Here is an 18264-nt window from a genome sequence, read left to right as displayed (position 1 = left end):
GCCTATGCTCACCATTTTTAAAAACCGAATTTATATTGCCTTACTGCTTATTGTAAGTATGTTGGCTATGGGAGTTTTTGGTTTTCGGTTTTTTGCAGAGTATACTTGGACCGATGCGGTTTATATGACCATGATTACCATTAGCACCGTAGGATTTGGAGAAGTGCAGCCCCTCAACGATACCGCAAAAATTTTTACAGTAATATTAATTTTGGTAAGTGTGGTCGTTCTGGGTTATGCGATCTCTATTATAACAGAATATATTTTAAGCCGAAGTAATTTTGAACTTATAAAACAGCGCAGTGTGCAGAAGAAAATAGATAAACTCAATAATCATGTGATCATCGTAGGTTATGGCCGTAATGGTAAGCAAGCCGCACAAAAGTTAATGACCTATCACAAGCCTTTTGTAATCATAGAGTTAGATGAAGAGGTGGTACATAAATTTCAATCTGAAAAAGTAAATTTTGTTACCGGTAATGCCAACGAAGATGAGATTCTTATAAAAGCAGGAGTGGAGCGCGCTGCAACTTTAATATCTGCACTGCCTAATGATTCTGATAATTTATTTGTGGTGCTTTCTGCACGGCAAATTAATTCTAAAATGAAAATTATAAGTAGAGCTTCTGAAGAGACGACGTATCAAAAACTAAAATTTGCTGGCGCAAACAATGTGATAATGCCAGATAAGATAGGTGGAGATCATATGGCCTCACTGGTTGTTGTGCCAGATTTGCTGGAGTTTATAGATCATTTGCAGGTAGCGACAGGTGGGCGGGTAAATGTTCAACAAATAAATTATGATGCTGTTTGTCCTGATCACGAGAGTCGTACTATACGAGATATTGACCTAAGAAATCGTACGGGTTGTTCTATCATAGGCTATAAGTCACCTGACGGAAATTATATCATAAACCCCGAAGCTTCTTTAATGCTCGAAAGAGATTCTATACTTATTGTAATAGGAAGACCAGAACAGATTGAAAAATTACATAAAGAATTTGCGATTTAGTAGTATGTTTACAGCTTGTCGAAGAAAGCGGTGAAAATAATGTAACGTTTTTCGCTTTATTCTAGTTTTAATTTAACGATTTTGCTTTTTTTATGAAACACCTATTCGCTTCCGTTTTTATCTTTTTTTCGGTTTTCCAGGTTGCAGCTCAAGAGGTTGAGGTTGGAATAGATCAAAAAATTGATCAGGCTTTTGCGCCTATTTCAGATTTCTTTTCAAATATAATTTTCTTTAATGTATTTGGAATTCCTTTCGTGCTAATTCTTCTTGTTTTTAGTGCATTTTTCTTTACTATTCGTTTCGGTTTTCCAAACTTCAGATATTTCTGGCGTGCAATTCAGACAGTACGTGGTAAATATGAAGATATAGAAAATCATGGCGCTCAGGTTTTATATGGTGAAAATGGTATTGCAAACGGGGTTGATTTAAACAAAGTAGATCTTGAGCAGCATATAGAAACGCTTGATGATGATTTGGCCATTGATGGGGATATTGTTGATACCATTAGAGATGAATCTTCTGCAGGAGAAATGAGCCACTTTCAGGCTTTGGCAACTGCAGTTTCTGGAACAGTTGGTAACGGTAATATTGCGGGTGTAGCCCTTGCAATTGCTTTAGGAGGCCCCGGAGCAACATTCTGGATGGTTGTTTGCGGACTGATGGGGATGTCAACCAAGTTTGTAGAATGTACCTTGGGAGTTCAATACCGTGATATAGGTGAAGATGGTACAGTATATGGTGGGCCAATGTATTATCTGACTAAAGGATTAAAAGAAAAAGGCTTTGCGACCTTAGGGAAAATAGCAGCAGTGATTTTTGCTGTTTTTTGTATCGGTAATTCTTTTGGTGGTGGTAATGCCGCGCAGAGTAATCAAGCAACAATTGTATTGAAAGAATTGTTTAATCTGCAAAGTGCAGGTGCCGGTTTTTGGATTGGTGTTGTGATAGCGGTTTTAGTTGGTGTTATCGTTATTGGTGGGATCAAGCGTATTGCACAGGTTACTGAAAAAGTAGTTCCATTTATGGCAATTATGTATTTAGGAGCTTGTATTTATATCGTGGGATCTAATTATACATTGATAGATGATGCTTTTACTTTAATAATGGAAGAGGCTTTCAAACCTACAGCAATAGGTGTAGGTGGGTTTATAGGTGTTCTCTTAGTAGGTTTTAAAAGAGCAGCATTTTCTAATGAAGCGGGAGCTGGTTCTGCGTCTATCGCACACTCAGCAGTACGTACGAAGTACTCCGCAAGTGAAGGCTTAGTTGCTTTATTAGAGCCGTTTATTGATACTGTAGTGATTTGTACAATGACTGCGCTAGTTATCATTATTTTTAATTTTGGCGGTTACTTTGAATACGGTGGTGATGGCTCAGGAGCTGTAATTATTGATGGTCTTTCTTATGAAGGAGCTGGTATTACATCAAAAGCTTTCCACGAGTATATTCCTTTTTCAAATGTATTTTTAACAATAGCGGTGGTTTTATTTGCAGTATCTACCATGATCTCTTGGTCGTACTATGGTTTGCAGTCCTGGAAATTTCTTTTCGGAAGAGGTAAGGCCGCTGATCTTGTATATAAGGTGTTATTTCTAATATTTGTAGTAATTGGTGCTGCAGCAAATATGGGGTCGATCTGGGCATTCTCTGATGCTATGGTTTTTGCAATGATCTTTCCAAATATGGTAGGATTATTCTTTTTATTCCCTGTGGTAAAGAAACAGTTAGACAGATATCTCGCCGCAATTAAATTGAAAAAAGAAGCAATCAATTAATTTCGATTAATAAAAATTACAATTTTTAAGGCCCTGTTTGATTAGTATCAAAGAGGGCTTTTTTGCATTCTTACACAATAGTGTCTAAACAATAATTTTAAGTAATAAGCTGAATGATTCGTTGAATGATTCTTTGTAAATGGAGACTTTCTCTTCTTTTTTAACGAGGTTTACCTTTGAAAAAGGCTATTTTTTTATCATCTTGCTGGCTTTACTCGAAAAATCGAGATTATGGCTTCAAAGCATCCCGATAGCGTTTTGATGCTTTGAAGTAATTTGTTTTTTATTTAATGCTTTGTGGGTTTTCCTCAAGGTTTTTTACTCCAAATTTTATTTTAAAAATATTCTTATGAAGAAAATTATTTTTTCAATTTGTTGTCTAATTTTTCCCTTTCTAACATTTGCTCAAGAAGAAATGAGCATGGGGGAATCTATAAATGCAGCTTTCGAAAAATATACGACGCCCATTGTAGACACCATAATGTATCCTATAGTTATAGCCGGAAAAGAATTACCTATCGTAATTCTTATTTTGCTTTTAGGGGCTTTATTCTTTACAATTTATTTTAAGGGTGTTAACCTTAGATACTTTAAAGATAGTATTAAAACAGCTTGGGGGAAATATGATGATTTAGATCATTATGTGCCTGCAGATGAAGAAATCACTGTTGAAGACGGAAAAGTAAAAGATACTGTTAAGCTTACTGGCGAAGTTCAAGGTGAGGTAACACATTTTCAGGCTTTAACAGCGTCTCTTTCTGCAACGGTAGGTCTTGGTAATATAGCTGGTGTTGCGGTTGCAATTGCACTGGGTGGTCCGGGAGCTACGATATGGATGATCGTAGCAGGGCTTTTAGGTATGGCTTCTAAGTTTGTGGAGTGTACTTTAGGTGTAAAATATCGTGAAATAGATGAAAATGGTAAAACCTACGGTGGTCCTATGTATTACCTTTCTAAAGGTTTAAAGGAAAAAGGGCTAGGCGGTCTTGGTAAAGTGACTGCGGTAGTATTTGCTATTTTCTGTATTGGAGGTTCTTTTGGTGGCGGAAATATGTTTCAATCTAATCAGGCTTCGTCACAGTTGATACAAATGACCGGTTGGGATAATCCTAACGCAGGAGTGTACCTAGGTTTGATAATGGCTGCAATTATTGGTTTGGTGATTATAGGTGGTATAAAGCGTATTGGTTCTTTTACTGAAAAAGTGGTACCATTTATGGCTATTGTATATGTTCTTGCAGGTTTTATTATCATTGCTATTAATATAGACATGGTGGGCTTTGCTTTAGGTCAGATATGGGATGGCGCAATGAACCCTAATGCAGCCTTTGGTGGTGTGGTAGGAGTTCTTATTGTAGGTTTTCAAAGAGCAGCGTTTTCTAATGAGGCTGGTGTAGGTTCTGCTGCAATTGCGCATTCTGCTGTTAAAACACGTTACCCGGCTAGTGAAGGCCTTACGGCTTCAATTGGTCCCTTTGTAGATACCGTGATCATCTGTACAATGACTGCGGTTGTTATTATTATCACAAATGCAAAGCACAATCTGTTTACATATGGTAATCTCGATGCAGCAAGTAACGTAATGCTTAATGCAACTAACGAACCTATCAATGGAGTGGATTTAACTTCAGTAGCATTTGACTCTGCTATTCCATACTTCTCTATTGTTCTTACTATTGCAGTTGTATTATTTGCAATTTCAACTGCAATTTCTTGGTCTTATTACGGATTACAATCTTGGAAATATTTATTTGGAAAAGGAAGGGTTCAGGATATTACGTACAAAGTATTATTTTTAGCCTTTATAGTAGTAGGTGCTTCATCGAGTTTAGGAGCAGTTATCGCATTCTCAGATGCAATGATCTTTGCGATGGTTTTTCCTAACATTATCGGTTTGGTATTACTGTCTCCTAAAGTTAGAAAAGAATTACAAGCATATCTTAATGCCATTAAAATTGGCCGAATGGATGCTGTTATAGATAAAGATTCAAAAAAGACTAAAGAAGCTTCTTAACAAAACAATTCTCTTATGAATTTAAAATCCCATTTCTTTCTGGATAGCAGACAAAGAAGTGGGATTTTGCTTTTGGTACTGGTTTTAATTGCTTGTTGGGGAGTCTATTTTTTGATAACTCCTAATGCTTCGTATGAATCCGAAGCATTAACCGATGAAGAGCTTCAGATATTTGAAGCGCGTATAGATTCATTGAGGCAATTAAAGTTAGCGGAATCCCAGCCGAAAATCTATCCATTCAATCCTAATTTCATAACTGATTACAAGGGCTATACTTTAGGAATGAGTATGGTTGAAATAGATAAGTTATTACGCTTTCGTGAAAAGGATCAGTGGATTAATTCTGCTGAAGATTTTCAGAAAGTAACTGGTGTTTCAGATTCTTTATTACAAACAATCGCACCATACTTTAAATTTCCGGAATGGGTTACAAATTCCAAACCTAAAGCTTCAAAAACTAGTTTTTCATATTCAGAAGAAAAACCTAAAAGCGATTTAAATAAGGCAGATTTTAAATCTTTAATGGCTATTAAAGATTTAGATGAGGTTGTTGTAAAACGCCTGTTGAGTTATAGGAAAAAACTGGGAGGTTTTCTTGAGGATAATCAGCTTTATGACATTTATGGTATTTCAAAAAGTCAGGTATACGCCATTAAAGATCAGTTTACGGTTCAGTCAAAACCATACATACAGTTGATTGACGTGAATGCCGCTAATGCATCAGATCTCTCAACAGTTCCATTTATAACTTTTGAAATCGCAAGAGATATTATAGATTACCGTGTGCTGCATGAGGGAATTAGTGATCTTGATGAGCTTCTCAAAATAGACGGAGTAACCTCCTATAAATTAGAGCGAATTAAATTATATTTGTCGTCCAACCAAAATTGAGAAGGCATTACTGAGAATTACGCATATTTGACTTGTAAAGCTTCCTTTCCGATTGCCTTATATTAAATTAAAGTATACTAGATGAATAATGTTTTTTTTTCGGAAGAGCATCAGCTCTTTAGAGAAAGTCTGAGAGAATTTTTGCAAAAGGAAGTTGTTCCGCATATTGAAAAATGGGAGCAGACGGGTAATATAGATCGCTTTATCTGGACAAGGATGGGGGAGATGGGCTATTTTGGTTTAGCTGCTCCTGAAGAATATGGTGGGCTCGATCTTGATATTTTCTACACTGTTATTTTTCTTGAAGAATTACAACGCATCAATAGTGGTGGTTTTGCTGCTGCAATGTGGGCACACGCCTATTTAGCGATGACGCATTTAAAAGTTGAAGGTTCATCAGCGATTAAAGAAAAATTTTTAACGCCTAGTATTCTTGGCGAAAAGATAGGCTGCTTATGTATCACAGAACCCTTTGGTGGTTCTGATGTTGCAGGAATGCGTAGTACAGCTGTCTTAAATGGAGATCATTATGTTTTAAATGGTTCAAAAACATTTATTACAAACGGTGTCTATTCAGATTATTTAATTGTTGCAGCAAAGACAACTCCTGAGAAGGGAAATAAAGGTCTGAGTATTTTTGTAATAGATAGAGACACAGAAGGAATAAGCGCTACAAAATTAGATAAACTGGGTTGGAGAGCTTCAGATACCGGAGAAATAGCGTTTTCTGATGTGAAAATTCCTGTTGAAAATCTAATGGGAGAAGAGGATAAAGGCTTCTCTTACATTATGCAGCATTTTGCTTTAGAGCGTTTGATAATGGGTGTAAATGCACACGCACGTGCTGAGTATGCTTTAGAGTATACATTAGGATATATGTCAGACCGTATCGCTTTTGGCAAAACCTTAGATAAATTTCAGGCATTGAGGCATACTGTGGCTGAGATGGCAAGTGAAGTGGAGATGGTGAAGTCATTTAACTATGCAATTGCTAATAATCTCAATAGTGGCGATTATGTAGTTAAGGAGGCTAGCATGTCTAAATTACTTGCAACTAAAATTGCAGATGAGGTGATTTATAAATGCTTGCAGATGTTAGGGGGGTATGGTTATATGGAAGATTATCCGCTAGCGAGAATGTTTAGAGATAGTAGGTTAGGTCCTATAGGTGGCGGTACCTCTGAGATTTTAAAAGAAATTATTGCTAAGATGGTGATAGATAAAAAAGAATATAAGCCTGCAGCGAAATAATTAAATTTAAAACCGCTTGTTAGTTTTAAAGTTTAAACTATCTTTGCGGTCTGAAAACTGAAAAGAATTTTAAAGAAAGGAGGTACCACTATGTTAATTATACCAGTAAAAGACGGAGAAAATATCGATAGAGCGCTGAAGCGTTTCAAAAGAAAATTTGATAGAACGGGAACAATGCGTAAGCTGCGTGATCGTCAAGCTTTCACAAAACCTTCTGTTTCACGTAGAAGAGAAATTCAGAAAGCATCTTATATTCAAGGGCTTCGCGATCAAGAGAATATTTAATATTCCGTCGGTGAGATTAGTTCTTGCCAGGGATTATTAACAGAGAGACTAATCCTCTTTCAAAATATTAAATCTGCTAAGAGCAATCTTAGCAGATTTTTTTTGTGTGATAAAGTTTAGCTGGAATATAATCATTAGAATCGATTCAAAAAGAATCTAGCTTAGTTGTTGTGTTTAAGCAAATATCCTGGTTAATCTGTATAAAATAGAGCGCTGGATTTTTTACTCCTTAAATCGAATTCTGAAAGCATCTTATTAAAAGTTATTCGTGATTCTCTGGGTTTATAAATAAACTATTTAAAAGGTAGTTGTGCTTATTGGTGAGTCAAAAGTCAGTCCATATTCATACCATATTCACCTACGGATTTTGTGGTAAAGTGTGGTTGGAGTGTGGTTGGACTGTGGTTTCAGTGTGGTGTCATTATGCTTTTACTTGGGAAATGAGTATCTTTCTTTAAAACCAAATTATGCAGATCAAATCGTTTGTTGACTATTTAGAGCTGGAGAAGAAATACAGCAAGCATACTCTGTTGGCGTATGCAAATGATCTCGAATCCTTTTTCAGCTTTCTTGAAGGGGAGTTTGGTGTAGGGCTTGCAAATGAAGTAGAGTACACCTATGTGAGATCTTGGATTGTGACGCTTTCTGATTCTGGTTTGACGCATAGAAGTATAAATAGAAAAATAGCTTCTTTGAAAGCTTTTTTTAAATTTTTGCAGAGAACGGGAGGTATAAAGGTTGACCCATTAGCAAAACATAAATCTTTAAAAATTAAAAAAGAGATACAGGTTCCTTTCTCTAATAAGGAAATAGATTCAGTTATAAATAATTTAGCCAATGCTCAGGAATTTTCTGAATCTCGTGATTTCCTGATTGTGTCGTTGTTTTACGCTACGGGAATAAGACGAAGTGAGTTGATTGATTTAAAAACTTCTGATATTGATTTTAATACGCACACTATAAAAGTACTAGGAAAACGTAACAAAGAGCGAATTATTCCTATGATCAGTTGGTTAGAAGATGGAATAAAACGATACCAAGAATTGCTTTTAAACAAAGGCTTTGATAAAAATGAAGAGAATTTATTGCTCACAGATAAGGGTGCTAAATTGTATGAAACGTTTGTTTACAGAACGATAAATCGCTATTTTAGTAAGGTGTCCCAAAAAACCAAAACGAGTCCGCATGTGCTTCGGCATACCTTTGCGACTCATTTACTTAATAATGGGGCAGATTTAAATGCTGTTAAAGAATTATTAGGGCACGCTAGTTTAGCTGCTACCCAGGTTTACACGCATACGAGTATGGCAGAGTTGGGAAGGGTCTATCAAAAAGCGCATCCTAGAAATTCTAAATAACAGTAGAATTTAACCAATTAGTAACCCTTTAATATGTGGATCTATGAAAGTAAATGTGCAAACACCCCATTTTGTAGCAGATCAAAAGCTGATTAATTTTATTCAGAAAAAGATGAATAAGCTTGAACAATTTTATGATCACGTAATTTATGCAGATGTTTTTTTGAAAGTTGAAAACACAAGCACTAGGCAGAATAAAATCGTCGAAATTTTGCTAAGTGTTCCGGGTAACGAATTGATAGTGAAAAAACAAGCAAAATCATTTGAGGAAGGAGCAGATAGCTGTGCGCAATCTTTAGAGCGATTATTGGTTAAGCGAAAACAAAAAATTAGGGCTACAGCCTGAAAAAAAATAAAAAAAAGTTTTGTGGATTATAAATTTATTCTACATTTGCACTCCGTTAGAAATAGCGGAGTTTTTTACACTTAGAAAAGTGATAAAGGCCGATGTAGCTCAGCTGGCTAGAGCAGCTGATTTGTAATCAGCAGGTCGTGGGTTCGAGTCCCTCCATCGGCTCTTTTTAAAGTTCTTTTAGATCGAAGTAAAGATTGTTTCTAGAGCTTGCGTGGAGCGCAGTCGAAGCGTTTTTTGAAATACTGATAATACCAATATTGGGGAGATACTCAAGCGGCCAACGAGGACAGACTGTAACTCTGTTGTCATTAGACTTCGCAGGTTCGAATCCTGCTCTCCCCACAATTATTTTTTTTTGTGCTAATTAATAAATTTTATTAATTTTGGCGCCGCAATGCGGGAGTAGCTCAGTTGGTAGAGCGTCAGCCTTCCAAGCTGAATGTCGCCGGTTCGAACCCGGTCTCCCGCTCTAAATAGCCTCTTTTGTTGAGGGTATTTGAAATCGGATTTTTCGATTTGTTTAAACCAAACCTGATAGGCTTTGGTTTTAGTCATTTATGACTTTTGTTAGCCCTTTAGCTGAGTAGGTCAGCCCGGGCAATTCAGACTTCGGTCGTTTTGAATGGGAAATTTATAAGCCGACGTAGCTCAGGGGTAGAGCGTTTCCTTGGTAAGGAAGAGGCCACGGGTTCAAATCCCGTCGTTGGCTCAATAGCAGTCGCTGCTACTTAAACGGGTGCCTATAGCGCTCAGTTTTTTGTGCGTTTTAGTAAAACCATATAGCTGGCGTGTCAGGTAAGTTTAAAATTAAACACTAATAATAACTAAGATTAAAATTATTTAAATCATGGCAAAGGCAACATTTGATCGTTCCAAACCTCACTTAAATATTGGTACTATAGGGCACGTTGACCACGGTAAAACTACCTTAACTGCTGCTATTACTACTGTACTTGCTAACGCAGGTCTTTCTGAATTAAGAAGTTTTGACTCTATTGACAACGCTCCTGAAGAAAAAGAAAGAGGTATTACTATTAACACTTCTCACGTAGAGTATGCTACGGCTAACCGTCACTATGCACACGTTGACTGTCCGGGTCACGCGGATTACGTAAAAAACATGGTAACTGGTGCTGCTCAAATGGATGGTGCTATTCTTGTTGTTGCTGCGACTGATGGTCCTATGCCGCAAACTCGTGAGCATATCCTGCTTGGTCGTCAGGTAGGTATCCCTCGTATTGTTGTATTCATGAATAAAGTGGATATGGTTGATGATGAGGAGCTTCTTGAGCTAGTTGAGATGGAGGTTAGAGATCTTCTTAGTTTCTATGAGTATGATGGTGACAATGGTCCTGTTGTTCAGGGGTCTGCTTTAGGTGGATTGAATGGTGAGCAAAAATGGGTTGATAAGATTATGGAGCTTATGGATGCTGTGGATAATTGGATTGAATTGCCTGCTCGTGATGTTGATAAGCCTTTCTTAATGCCAATTGAAGATGTATTCTCTATTACTGGTCGTGGTACTGTTGCTACTGGTCGTATCGAAACTGGTGTTGCTAACACTGGAGATCCTGTTGAGATCATAGGTATGGGGGCAGAAAAACTTACTTCTACTATTACTGGAGTTGAGATGTTCCGTAAGATACTAGATAGAGGTGAAGCTGGGGATAACGTAGGTATCTTATTGAGAGGTATTGAAAAATCACAGATCACTCGCGGTATGGTTATTACTAAGCCAGGTTCTGTAACTCCTCACTCTAAGTTTAAAGCTGAGGTTTATATCCTTAAGAAAGAAGAAGGTGGTCGTCACACGCCATTCCACAATAACTACCGTCCGCAATTCTATGTGCGTACAACGGACGTAACTGGTAATATCTCTCTTCCTGATGGTGTAGAAATGGTGATGCCGGGTGATAACTTAACTATTACTGTTGAGTTGATTCAGACTATTGCAATGAATGTAGGTCTTCGTTTTGCTATCCGTGAAGGTGGTAGAACAGTAGGTGCAGGGCAGGTAACTGAGATTCTTGAATAATCACGAATTATAAGTTTTAAAGAATTAAGGCGTTCGTGTAAGCGAATGCCTTGATTTTTATAATAAAGAATAAGGTTTTCTTTTTTGAAGGCCTTGTTATACGGGTTTAGCTCAGTTGGTAGAGCACTGGTCTCCAAAACCAGGTGTCGGGAGTTCGAGCCTCTCAACCCGTGCAATGATCGAATTTCTTCGATTTCAATAATAAAGCTGCTTAGCGGTTTAATTTAAAAGGCAAAGTGTCTTTTTATAGAGTTAAATAATATGGCTGGATTAATTAATTACCTTCAGGAGTCTTACAACGAATTGAAAAATCACGTTACTTGGACTCCGCTTTCAGAAGCTCAACGTCTTACTGTTGTTGTAGTGGTTTTCACTATCATTTTTTCATTAGCAATTTGGGGGGTTGATACTGTTTTTAGTAGAGCTATTAAGGCGTATTTTAATCTGGTAGGAGCTTAAATTAATCACAATGGCTATAACAAACAATACCAAAGATAAAGACTGGTACGTGGTAAGGGCCGTAAGTGGTCAAGAAAACAAGGTTAAGGGGTATATCGAGCAAGAGATATCTCGTTTTAATCTTGAAGATTACATTGAGCAGGTTCTTGTTCCTACTGAAAAGGTTGTTCAGATCCGCAACGGTAAAAAAATTAATAAAGAGCGTGTTTACTTTCCTGGTTATATCATGATTCATGCGAACCTTGGAGGTGAAGTAACGCATATGATTAAGTCTATAAACGGTGTGATTGGTTTTTTAGGTGAGGTAAAAGGAGGAGATCCTGTGCCGCTTAGAACATCAGAGGTTAATAGGATGTTAGGTAAGGTTGATGAATTAGCTGTTAAAACAGATAACGTAGCAATACCTTTTGTTCTTGGAGAGACGGTGAAAGTTATAGATGGTCCTTTTAATGGTTTTAACGGTACTGTTGAAAACATCAATGAGGAAAAACGTAAGCTTGAGGTAATGGTTAAGATCTTTGGAAGAAAGACTCCATTAGAGTTGAGTTATATGCAAGTTGAGAAAGTATAAGTGTTACACATATATTAGATATCGTTCTTCTGCTTCCACTAAAGAACATATCAAACTAAATTTTTAAAAATGGCAAAAGAAGTAAGTAAGGTTGTTAAGTTGCAAGTTAAGGGAGGTGCAGCAAATCCTTCCCCGCCTGTTGGACCAGCTTTAGGTGCTGCCGGAGTTAATATTATGGAGTTTTGTAAGCAGTTTAATGCTAGAACTCAAGATAAAGCCGGTAAAGTACTTCCTGTAGTTATTACTGTTTATGGTGATAAGTCTTTTGACTTTGTGGTAAAAACACCACCAGCTGCCATCCAATTAATGGAAGCAGCTAAGATCAAAGGAGGTTCTGGTGAGCCTAACCGTAAAAAAGTTGCTAGTGTAACTTGGGATCAAATTAGAGCTATCTCTGAAGACAAAATGCCAGATCTTAACGCGTTTACAGTAGAAAGCGCGATGAGAATGGTTGCGGGAACTGCAAGGTCTATGGGAATAACTGTAAAAGGGCAGGCTCCTTTTTAACATCCAAAAAAGCAATTTAAAATGGCAAAAGTAACAAAGAAGCAAAAAGAAGCACGGGCTAAAGTAGATACAGGTTCTACCTATACATTGGCTGAAGCTTCTGCTTTAATAAAAGAAGTAAGCAAAGTAAATTTTGATCCTTCTGTTGACTTGGCTGTGCGTCTTAACGTAGATCCGCGTAAAGCGAATCAAATGGTTCGTGGAGTGGTAACACTTCCTCACGGAACTGGTAAAGATGTGAAGGTTCTTGCTCTGGTAACTCCAGATAAAGAAGCTGAAGCTAAAGAAGCGGGAGCTGACTTTGTAGGTCTTGATGAGTATTTAGAGAAAATCAAAGGCGGTTGGACAGATGTTGATGTGATCATCACTATGCCAAGCGTTATGGGGAAGTTAGGTCCTTTAGGACGTGTGTTAGGTCCTCGTGGCTTGATGCCTAACCCTAAAACCGGTACTGTAACTATGGATGTGGCAAAGGCTGTATCTGATGTTAAGGCTGGTAAGATTGACTTTAAAGTTGATAAGACGGGTATTGTACACGCAGCGATTGGTAAAGCGTCTTTTGATGCTGATAAAATTGCAGCTAATGCAAGAGAATTGATAACCACATTAGTAAAATTGAAGCCTACTGCATCGAAGGGTGTTTATATTAAAAGCATCTTTATGTCTAGTACTATGAGTCCTAGCGTTGAAGTAGATTCAAAACGTTTTGCTGAGCAGTAAAAGTTAAATTATGACAAGAGAAGAAAAATCACAAGTAATAGAAGATTTGACTGCGCAGTTGGCTGATAGTGCTCATATATATTTAGCAGACATTTCTGGTTTAAATGCAGAAACTACTTCTAGGTTGAGAAGAGCATGTTTTAAAGCAAACGTAAAACTAGCCGTGGTTAAAAATACATTGCTAGCAAAGGCAATGGAGAGCTCAGATAAAGATTTTGGTGAATTACCTACTACTTTAAAAGGTAATACTTCAATTATGCTTTCTGAGACTGGTAACGCACCAGCTAAGGTGATTAAAGAATTTCGTAAGAAATCTGATAAGCCTTTGCTCAAAGGGGCGTTTATTGAAGAGGCTATCTATATAGGTGACGAGCAATTAGACGCTTTAGTAGATATCAAGTCGAAAGAAGAACTTGTTGGGGAGATCGTTGGTCTACTTCAATCGCCTGCTAAGAACGTTATTAGCGCTCTTAAATCAGGAGGTTCAACAATCGCTGGCCTTGTTAAAACCCTTCAAGAAAGAGAAGGTTAATATAGTACGCACTTAATAATTATAATAAAGAATTTTTTTTTTAAAACGATAGAAAAATGGCAGATTTAAAAGATTTCGCAGAACAACTAGTTAACTTAACTGTAAAAGAAGTAAATGAGTTAGCTACTATTTTAAAAGATGAGTATGGTATCGAGCCTGCAGCAGCAGCTGTAGCTATGGCTGGTCCTGCTGGAGGTGGTGATGACGCTGCTGAAGAGCAAACTGAATTTGATGTAATCCTTAAAGCCGCTGGTGGTTCTAAACTTGCAGTTGTAAAACTTGTAAAAGAATTAACTGGAGCTGGTCTTAAAGATGCAAAAGAGCTTGTTGATAACGCGCCAAGCCCAATTAAAGAAGGTATCGCTAAAGATGAAGCAGAGGCTATCAAATCTCAATTAGAAGAAGCTGGAGCTGAAGTTGAGCTTAAGTAAGCTTAGCTACTATAAATACAAGGGTTTAGGTCTGTTCGTTTGTTCGAAATAGGCCTAAACCATTTGTCGTATATAAGGTTTTCTTAATTATTACGACTATTATTGCCTTAGATTTCTTATGTTAAGAGATCTCAGAACCTGAAAAATCTGGTTCTCAATTTATTTTAATTAAATTCCGTTCGTTGAAGATGCAAGCAAAACAAGCTGAAAGACTGAATTTCTCATCGGTAAAGAACAGACCTGAATATCCTGACTTTTTGGATATACAGATTAAATCCTTTCAAGATTTCTTTCAATTAGAGACTAAGTCTGAAGAAAGAGGAAATGAAGGACTTTACAACACCTTTCTAGAGAATTTCCCTATTACGGATACCCGTAACAACTTTGTACTAGAATTCTTGGACTACTTTGTAGATCCACCTAGATACTCTATTCAAGAGTGTATCGAGCGAGGCTTAACTTATAGTGTACCCTTAAAAGCCCGTTTAAAATTATACTGTACTGATGATGAGCACGAAGATTTTGAAACGATAGTTCAAGATGTTTATCTTGGTACTATTCCTTATATGACACCTAGCGGTACTTTTTGTATCAACGGTGCAGAACGTGTTGTTGTTTCTCAGTTACACCGTTCTCCTGGTGTATTCTTTGGTCAGTCTTTTCACGCTAACGGTACCAAGCTTTATTCTGCACGTGTAATTCCTTTTAAAGGTTCGTGGATTGAGTTTGCTACAGATATCAATAGTGTGATGTATGCATACATCGATCGTAAGAAAAAATTACCTGTTACTACTCTGTTCCGTGCAATCGGTTTTGAGCGTGATAAGGATATATTAGAAATATTTGACCTTGCAGAAGAGGTTAAAGTTTCAAAAACCGGACTTAAAAAATATTTAGGTCGCAAATTAGCCGCTCGTGTATTAAATACTTGGCATGAGGATTTCGTAGATGAAGATACTGGGGAGGTTGTTTCTATAGAACGTAACGAGATTGTTTTAGATCGTGATACCGTTTTAGAAAAAGAACATATAGAAGAAATTTTAGAAGCTGGAGCTAAGACGATTTTACTTCATAAAGAAGATAATCAACTTGGTGATTATGCGATCATTCATAATACACTTCAAAAAGATCCTACAAACTCAGAAAAAGAGGCTGTAGAACATATATACCGTCAATTACGTAATGCAGAGCCGCCAGATGAAGAGACTGCTCGTGGTATTATTGACAAGTTATTCTTTAGTGATCAACGCTATAACTTAGGTGAAGTTGGTCGTTATAGAATGAACAAGAAATTAGGTCTTGATATCGGTATGGATAAGCAAGTGCTTACCAAACAAGATATCATCACTATTGTTAAGTATCTAATTGAGCTTATAAACTCTAAAGCTGAGATTGATGATATTGATCACCTTTCTAACCGTCGCGTACGTACAGTAGGGGAGCAGTTATCTACTCAGTTTGGTGTAGGTCTTGCTCGTATGGCTCGTACCATTCGTGAGCGTATGAACGTTCGTGATAACGAAGTGTTTACTCCGATCGATTTGATTAACGCGAAAACACTTTCGTCTGTGATCAACTCCTTCTTTGGTACAAACCAGTTATCTCAGTTTATGGATCAAACCAATCCTCTTGCAGAGATTACGCATAAGCGTCGTCTTTCGGCATTAGGGCCTGGTGGTCTTTCTCGTGAGCGTGCAGGTTTTGAGGTTCGAGATGTCCACTATACACATTATGGTCGTCTTTGTCCTATTGAAACTCCTGAGGGTCCAAACATTGGTTTGATATCTTCTTTAGCAGTATATGCTAAAGTTAACAATATGGGCTTCATTGAAACTCCATACCGCACAGTTACTGACGGAAAAATTGACTTAGAGACTGAACCAAGATATTTGAGTGCAGAGGAAGAAGAAGGTATGTTGATTGCTCAGGCAAACAACCCTATGGATGATTCTGGTCAGATACAAGAAGAACGTGTAATTGCACGTATGGAAGGTGATTTCCCGGTTGTTGAGCCTAATACAGTTCATTATGCCGATGTTTCACCTAACCAGATTGCATCTATTTCGGCTTCTTTGATTCCGTTCTTAGAACATGATGACGCGAACCGTGCATTGATGGGGTCTAACATGATGCGTCAGGCAGTTCCTCTTTTACGCGCAGACGCACCTATCGTAGGTACAGGTCTTGAGCGTCAAGTAGCTTCTGATTCTCGTGTATTGATTAATGCTGAAGGTGATGGTGAAGTTGAATATGTAGATGCTAACGAAATTACTATCAAATATGACCGTACCGATGAAGAACGTATGGTGAGTTTTGATGGGGATAGCAAAACCTATCAATTAATTAAATTCCGTAAGACAAACCAAAGTACTTCTATTAACCTGAAGCCTATTGTAAGAAGAGGTGATCGCGTTAATAAAGGTCAGGTTCTTTGTCAGGGTTATGCAACTGAAGCTGGGGAGCTGGCTTTGGGTAGAAATATGAAAGTAGCCTTTATGCCTTGGAAAGGGTATAATTTTGAGGATGCGATCGTGATTTCTGAAAAAGTTGTTCGTGACGATATCTTTACGTCTATTCACGTCGATGAATATTCATTAGATGTTCGTGATACTAAATTGGGTAATGAAGAATTAACCAATGATATTCCTAACGTTTCTGAAGAGGCTACAAAAGACCTTGATGAAAACGGTATGATCCGTATTGGTGCAGAAGTAAAACCTGGCGATATATTAATTGGTAAGATTACTCCAAAAGGAGAGTCTGATCCTACTCCGGAAGAAAAATTACTTCGCGCAATTTTTGGTGATAAAGCAGGTGATGTAAAAGATGCTTCTTTAAAAGCTTCTCCATCTTTAAGAGGAGTTGTTATTCAGAAGAAACTTTTTGCTCGTGCAATTAAAGATAAGCGCAAACGCGCAAAAGATAAAGAAGATATCTCTGCATTAGAAGCAGAATACGATCAAAAATTTGATGATCTTAAAGCAGTATTAGTTGATAAATTATTTCAATTAGTTAATGGTAAAACTGCTCAGGGTGTTAAGAATGATTTAGGTGAAGAAGTTCTTCCAAAAGGTAAGAAGTTTACGCTAAAAATGCTTAATGCTGTTGAAGATTATACACATTTAAACCAAGGCACTTGGGCGACTGATGATGCAACTAATGTAATGATCGCAGATCTGTTGCATAATTACAGAATCAAAGAGAACGATCTTCAAGGTAATTTACGTCGTGAGAAGTTTACAATCTCGGTAGGGGATGAACTTCCTGCTGGTATCATCAAGCTTGCAAAAGTTTATGTTGCTAAAAAACGCAAACTGAAAGTAGGTGATAAAATGGCGGGTCGTCACGGTAACAAAGGTATTGTTGCGCGTATCGTTCGTCAAGAAGATATGCCTTTCTTAGAAGACGGAACTCCTGTTGATATTGTATTGAATCCACTTGGTGTACCTTCTCGTATGAACATTGGTCAGATTTATGAGACTGTTCTTGGATGGGCTGGTCAGAAATTAGGTCGTAAGTATGCAACTCCAATTTTTGATGGTGCTACTTTAGATCAGATTAATGAGCTTACAGATGAAGCAGGTATTCCACGATTTGGGCACACCTATCTTTACGATGGTGGTACTGGTGATCGTTTTGATCAGCCTGCAACTGTTGGTGTGATCTATATGCTTAAACTTGGACATATGGTTGATGATAAGATGCACGCTCGTTCAATAGGGCCTTACTCATTAATTACACAACAGCCATTAGGAGGTAAAGCACAGTTCGGTGGTCAGCGTTTTGGTGAGATGGAGGTTTGGGCACTTGAGGCTTATGGAGCTTCAGCTACTCTTCGTGAGATCTTAACTGTGAAGTCTGATGATGTTATTGGTAGAGCTAAAACATACGAAAGTATCGTAAAAGGTGAGCCAATGCCAGAGCCAGGTTTACCAGAATCATTCAACGTATTGATGCACGAGCTTAAAGGACTTGGACTAGACATTCGTCTAGAAGAATAGATACTAATGGGTTACGCTTCTGCGGAAGCGTAACCTTATTTTACAGTATCACAGAAGTTAAAAAAGA

At 37.5% G+C, this 18264-nt stretch carries 16 protein-coding genes and 5 tRNA genes; all 21 read left to right on the top strand.

Annotated elements, in window-relative coordinates; genetic code table 11:
* The first annotated feature begins 4 nt into the window (after positions 1-4).
* The 21 genes from DSM03_RS14190 (at position 5) to rpoB (ending at position 18197) form a co-directional block, all read left to right on the top strand.
* Positions 5-1012 (top strand): potassium channel family protein, encoded by a 1008-nt coding sequence (locus tag DSM03_RS14190; RefSeq protein WP_201740447.1) that lies wholly within the window; start codon positions 5-7, stop codon positions 1010-1012.
* 92 nt (positions 1013-1104) lie between these two features.
* Positions 1105-2787: an alanine/glycine:cation symporter family protein gene (locus DSM03_RS14185; protein WP_128762406.1), complete on the top strand. Its 1683-nt coding sequence runs from the start codon at positions 1105-1107 to the stop codon at positions 2785-2787.
* A 349-nt stretch (positions 2788-3136) separates the two neighbouring features.
* Positions 3137-4801: an alanine/glycine:cation symporter family protein gene (locus DSM03_RS14180; RefSeq protein ID WP_128762405.1), complete on the top strand. Its 1665-nt coding sequence runs from the start codon at positions 3137-3139 to the stop codon at positions 4799-4801.
* Positions 4802-4816: 15 nt separating this feature from the next.
* Positions 4817-5692 carry a ComEA family DNA-binding protein gene (locus tag DSM03_RS14175; protein WP_128762404.1) on the top strand — a complete coding sequence of 292 codons (876 nt, stop codon included), beginning with the start codon at positions 4817-4819 and terminating at the stop codon, positions 5690-5692.
* 81 nt (positions 5693-5773) lie between these two features.
* Positions 5774-6943 carry an acyl-CoA dehydrogenase family protein gene (locus DSM03_RS14170; RefSeq protein ID WP_128762403.1) on the top strand — a complete coding sequence of 390 codons (1170 nt, stop codon included), beginning with the start codon at positions 5774-5776 and terminating at the stop codon, positions 6941-6943.
* Positions 6944-7033: 90 nt separating this feature from the next.
* Positions 7034-7228, top strand: a complete 195-nt coding sequence (rpsU, locus tag DSM03_RS14165; protein ID WP_028377788.1) for a 30S ribosomal protein S21 — start codon at positions 7034-7036, stop codon at positions 7226-7228.
* Between the two features lie 467 nt (positions 7229-7695).
* Positions 7696-8586: a tyrosine-type recombinase/integrase gene (locus DSM03_RS14160; RefSeq protein ID WP_128762402.1), complete on the top strand. Its 891-nt coding sequence runs from the start codon at positions 7696-7698 to the stop codon at positions 8584-8586.
* 43 nt (positions 8587-8629) lie between these two features.
* A complete protein-coding gene (gene hpf, locus DSM03_RS14155) occupies positions 8630-8932 on the top strand; it encodes a ribosome hibernation-promoting factor, HPF/YfiA family (protein WP_128762401.1) in 303 nt (100 codons plus the stop codon).
* A 97-nt stretch (positions 8933-9029) separates the two neighbouring features.
* Positions 9030-9103, top strand: a tRNA-Thr gene (locus DSM03_RS14150).
* Positions 9104-9200: 97 nt separating this feature from the next.
* A tRNA-Tyr gene (locus DSM03_RS14145) sits at positions 9201-9283 on the top strand.
* Positions 9284-9337: 54 nt separating this feature from the next.
* Positions 9338-9410, top strand: a tRNA-Gly gene (locus DSM03_RS14140).
* A gap of 168 nt (positions 9411-9578) precedes the next feature.
* Positions 9579-9650 (top strand) — tRNA-Thr (locus DSM03_RS14135).
* A gap of 138 nt (positions 9651-9788) precedes the next feature.
* Positions 9789-10976: an elongation factor Tu gene (gene tuf, locus DSM03_RS14130; protein ID WP_128762400.1), complete on the top strand. Its 1188-nt coding sequence runs from the start codon at positions 9789-9791 to the stop codon at positions 10974-10976.
* A 100-nt stretch (positions 10977-11076) separates the two neighbouring features.
* A tRNA-Trp gene (locus DSM03_RS14125) sits at positions 11077-11149 on the top strand.
* An 88-nt stretch (positions 11150-11237) separates the two neighbouring features.
* The gene (gene secE, locus DSM03_RS14120; RefSeq protein ID WP_128762399.1) at positions 11238-11435 is read left to right on the top strand and encodes a preprotein translocase subunit SecE; all 198 of its coding nucleotides are present in this window, start codon (positions 11238-11240) and stop codon (positions 11433-11435) included.
* A gap of 10 nt (positions 11436-11445) precedes the next feature.
* Positions 11446-12006: a transcription termination/antitermination protein NusG gene (nusG, locus tag DSM03_RS14115; protein ID WP_128762398.1), complete on the top strand. Its 561-nt coding sequence runs from the start codon at positions 11446-11448 to the stop codon at positions 12004-12006.
* A 69-nt stretch (positions 12007-12075) separates the two neighbouring features.
* A complete protein-coding gene (gene rplK / locus DSM03_RS14110; RefSeq protein WP_009781168.1) occupies positions 12076-12513 on the top strand; it encodes a 50S ribosomal protein L11 in 438 nt (145 codons plus the stop codon).
* A 21-nt stretch (positions 12514-12534) separates the two neighbouring features.
* Positions 12535-13233, top strand: a complete 699-nt coding sequence (gene rplA / locus DSM03_RS14105) for a 50S ribosomal protein L1 (RefSeq protein ID WP_128762397.1) — start codon at positions 12535-12537, stop codon at positions 13231-13233.
* Between the two features lie 10 nt (positions 13234-13243).
* Positions 13244-13765 (top strand): 50S ribosomal protein L10, encoded by a 522-nt coding sequence (rplJ, locus tag DSM03_RS14100; protein WP_073099621.1) that lies wholly within the window; start codon positions 13244-13246, stop codon positions 13763-13765.
* A 56-nt stretch (positions 13766-13821) separates the two neighbouring features.
* Positions 13822-14196, top strand: coding sequence for a 50S ribosomal protein L7/L12 (rplL, locus tag DSM03_RS14095; protein ID WP_128762396.1), 375 nt, complete (start codon positions 13822-13824; stop codon positions 14194-14196).
* A gap of 188 nt (positions 14197-14384) precedes the next feature.
* Positions 14385-18197, top strand: coding sequence for a DNA-directed RNA polymerase subunit beta (gene rpoB, locus DSM03_RS14090; RefSeq protein ID WP_128762395.1), 3813 nt, complete (start codon positions 14385-14387; stop codon positions 18195-18197).
* Positions 18198-18264: the final 67 nt, after the last annotated feature.

Source organism: Leeuwenhoekiella aestuarii (assembly GCF_004104055.1).
Classification (GTDB): domain Bacteria; phylum Bacteroidota; class Bacteroidia; order Flavobacteriales; family Flavobacteriaceae; genus Leeuwenhoekiella; species Leeuwenhoekiella aestuarii.
This window is presented reverse-complemented; position numbering and strand designations above follow the sequence as displayed.

Bases quoted from the DNA above. Each gene is read 5' to 3' on its own strand.
- DSM03_RS14190 (WP_201740447.1), top strand. From the start codon at position 5: ATGCTCACCATTTTTAAAAACCGAATTTATATTGCCTTACTGCTTATT.
- DSM03_RS14185 (WP_128762406.1), top strand. From the start codon at position 1,105: ATGAAACACCTATTCGCTTCCGTTTTTATCTTTTTTTCGGTTTTCCAG.
- DSM03_RS14180 (WP_128762405.1), top strand. From the start codon at position 3,137: ATGAAGAAAATTATTTTTTCAATTTGTTGTCTAATTTTTCCCTTTCTA.
- DSM03_RS14175 (WP_128762404.1), top strand. From the start codon at position 4,817: ATGAATTTAAAATCCCATTTCTTTCTGGATAGCAGACAAAGAAGTGGG.
- DSM03_RS14170 (WP_128762403.1), top strand. From the start codon at position 5,774: ATGAATAATGTTTTTTTTTCGGAAGAGCATCAGCTCTTTAGAGAAAGT.
- rpsU (WP_028377788.1), top strand. From the start codon at position 7,034: ATGTTAATTATACCAGTAAAAGACGGAGAAAATATCGATAGAGCGCTG.
- DSM03_RS14160 (WP_128762402.1), top strand. From the start codon at position 7,696: ATGCAGATCAAATCGTTTGTTGACTATTTAGAGCTGGAGAAGAAATAC.
- hpf (WP_128762401.1), top strand. From the start codon at position 8,630: ATGAAAGTAAATGTGCAAACACCCCATTTTGTAGCAGATCAAAAGCTG.
- tuf (WP_128762400.1), top strand. From the start codon at position 9,789: ATGGCAAAGGCAACATTTGATCGTTCCAAACCTCACTTAAATATTGGT.
- secE (WP_128762399.1), top strand. From the start codon at position 11,238: ATGGCTGGATTAATTAATTACCTTCAGGAGTCTTACAACGAATTGAAA.
- nusG (WP_128762398.1), top strand. From the start codon at position 11,446: ATGGCTATAACAAACAATACCAAAGATAAAGACTGGTACGTGGTAAGG.
- rplK (WP_009781168.1), top strand. From the start codon at position 12,076: ATGGCAAAAGAAGTAAGTAAGGTTGTTAAGTTGCAAGTTAAGGGAGGT.
- rplA (WP_128762397.1), top strand. From the start codon at position 12,535: ATGGCAAAAGTAACAAAGAAGCAAAAAGAAGCACGGGCTAAAGTAGAT.
- rplJ (WP_073099621.1), top strand. From the start codon at position 13,244: ATGACAAGAGAAGAAAAATCACAAGTAATAGAAGATTTGACTGCGCAG.
- rplL (WP_128762396.1), top strand. From the start codon at position 13,822: ATGGCAGATTTAAAAGATTTCGCAGAACAACTAGTTAACTTAACTGTA.
- rpoB (WP_128762395.1), top strand. From the start codon at position 14,385: ATGCAAGCAAAACAAGCTGAAAGACTGAATTTCTCATCGGTAAAGAAC.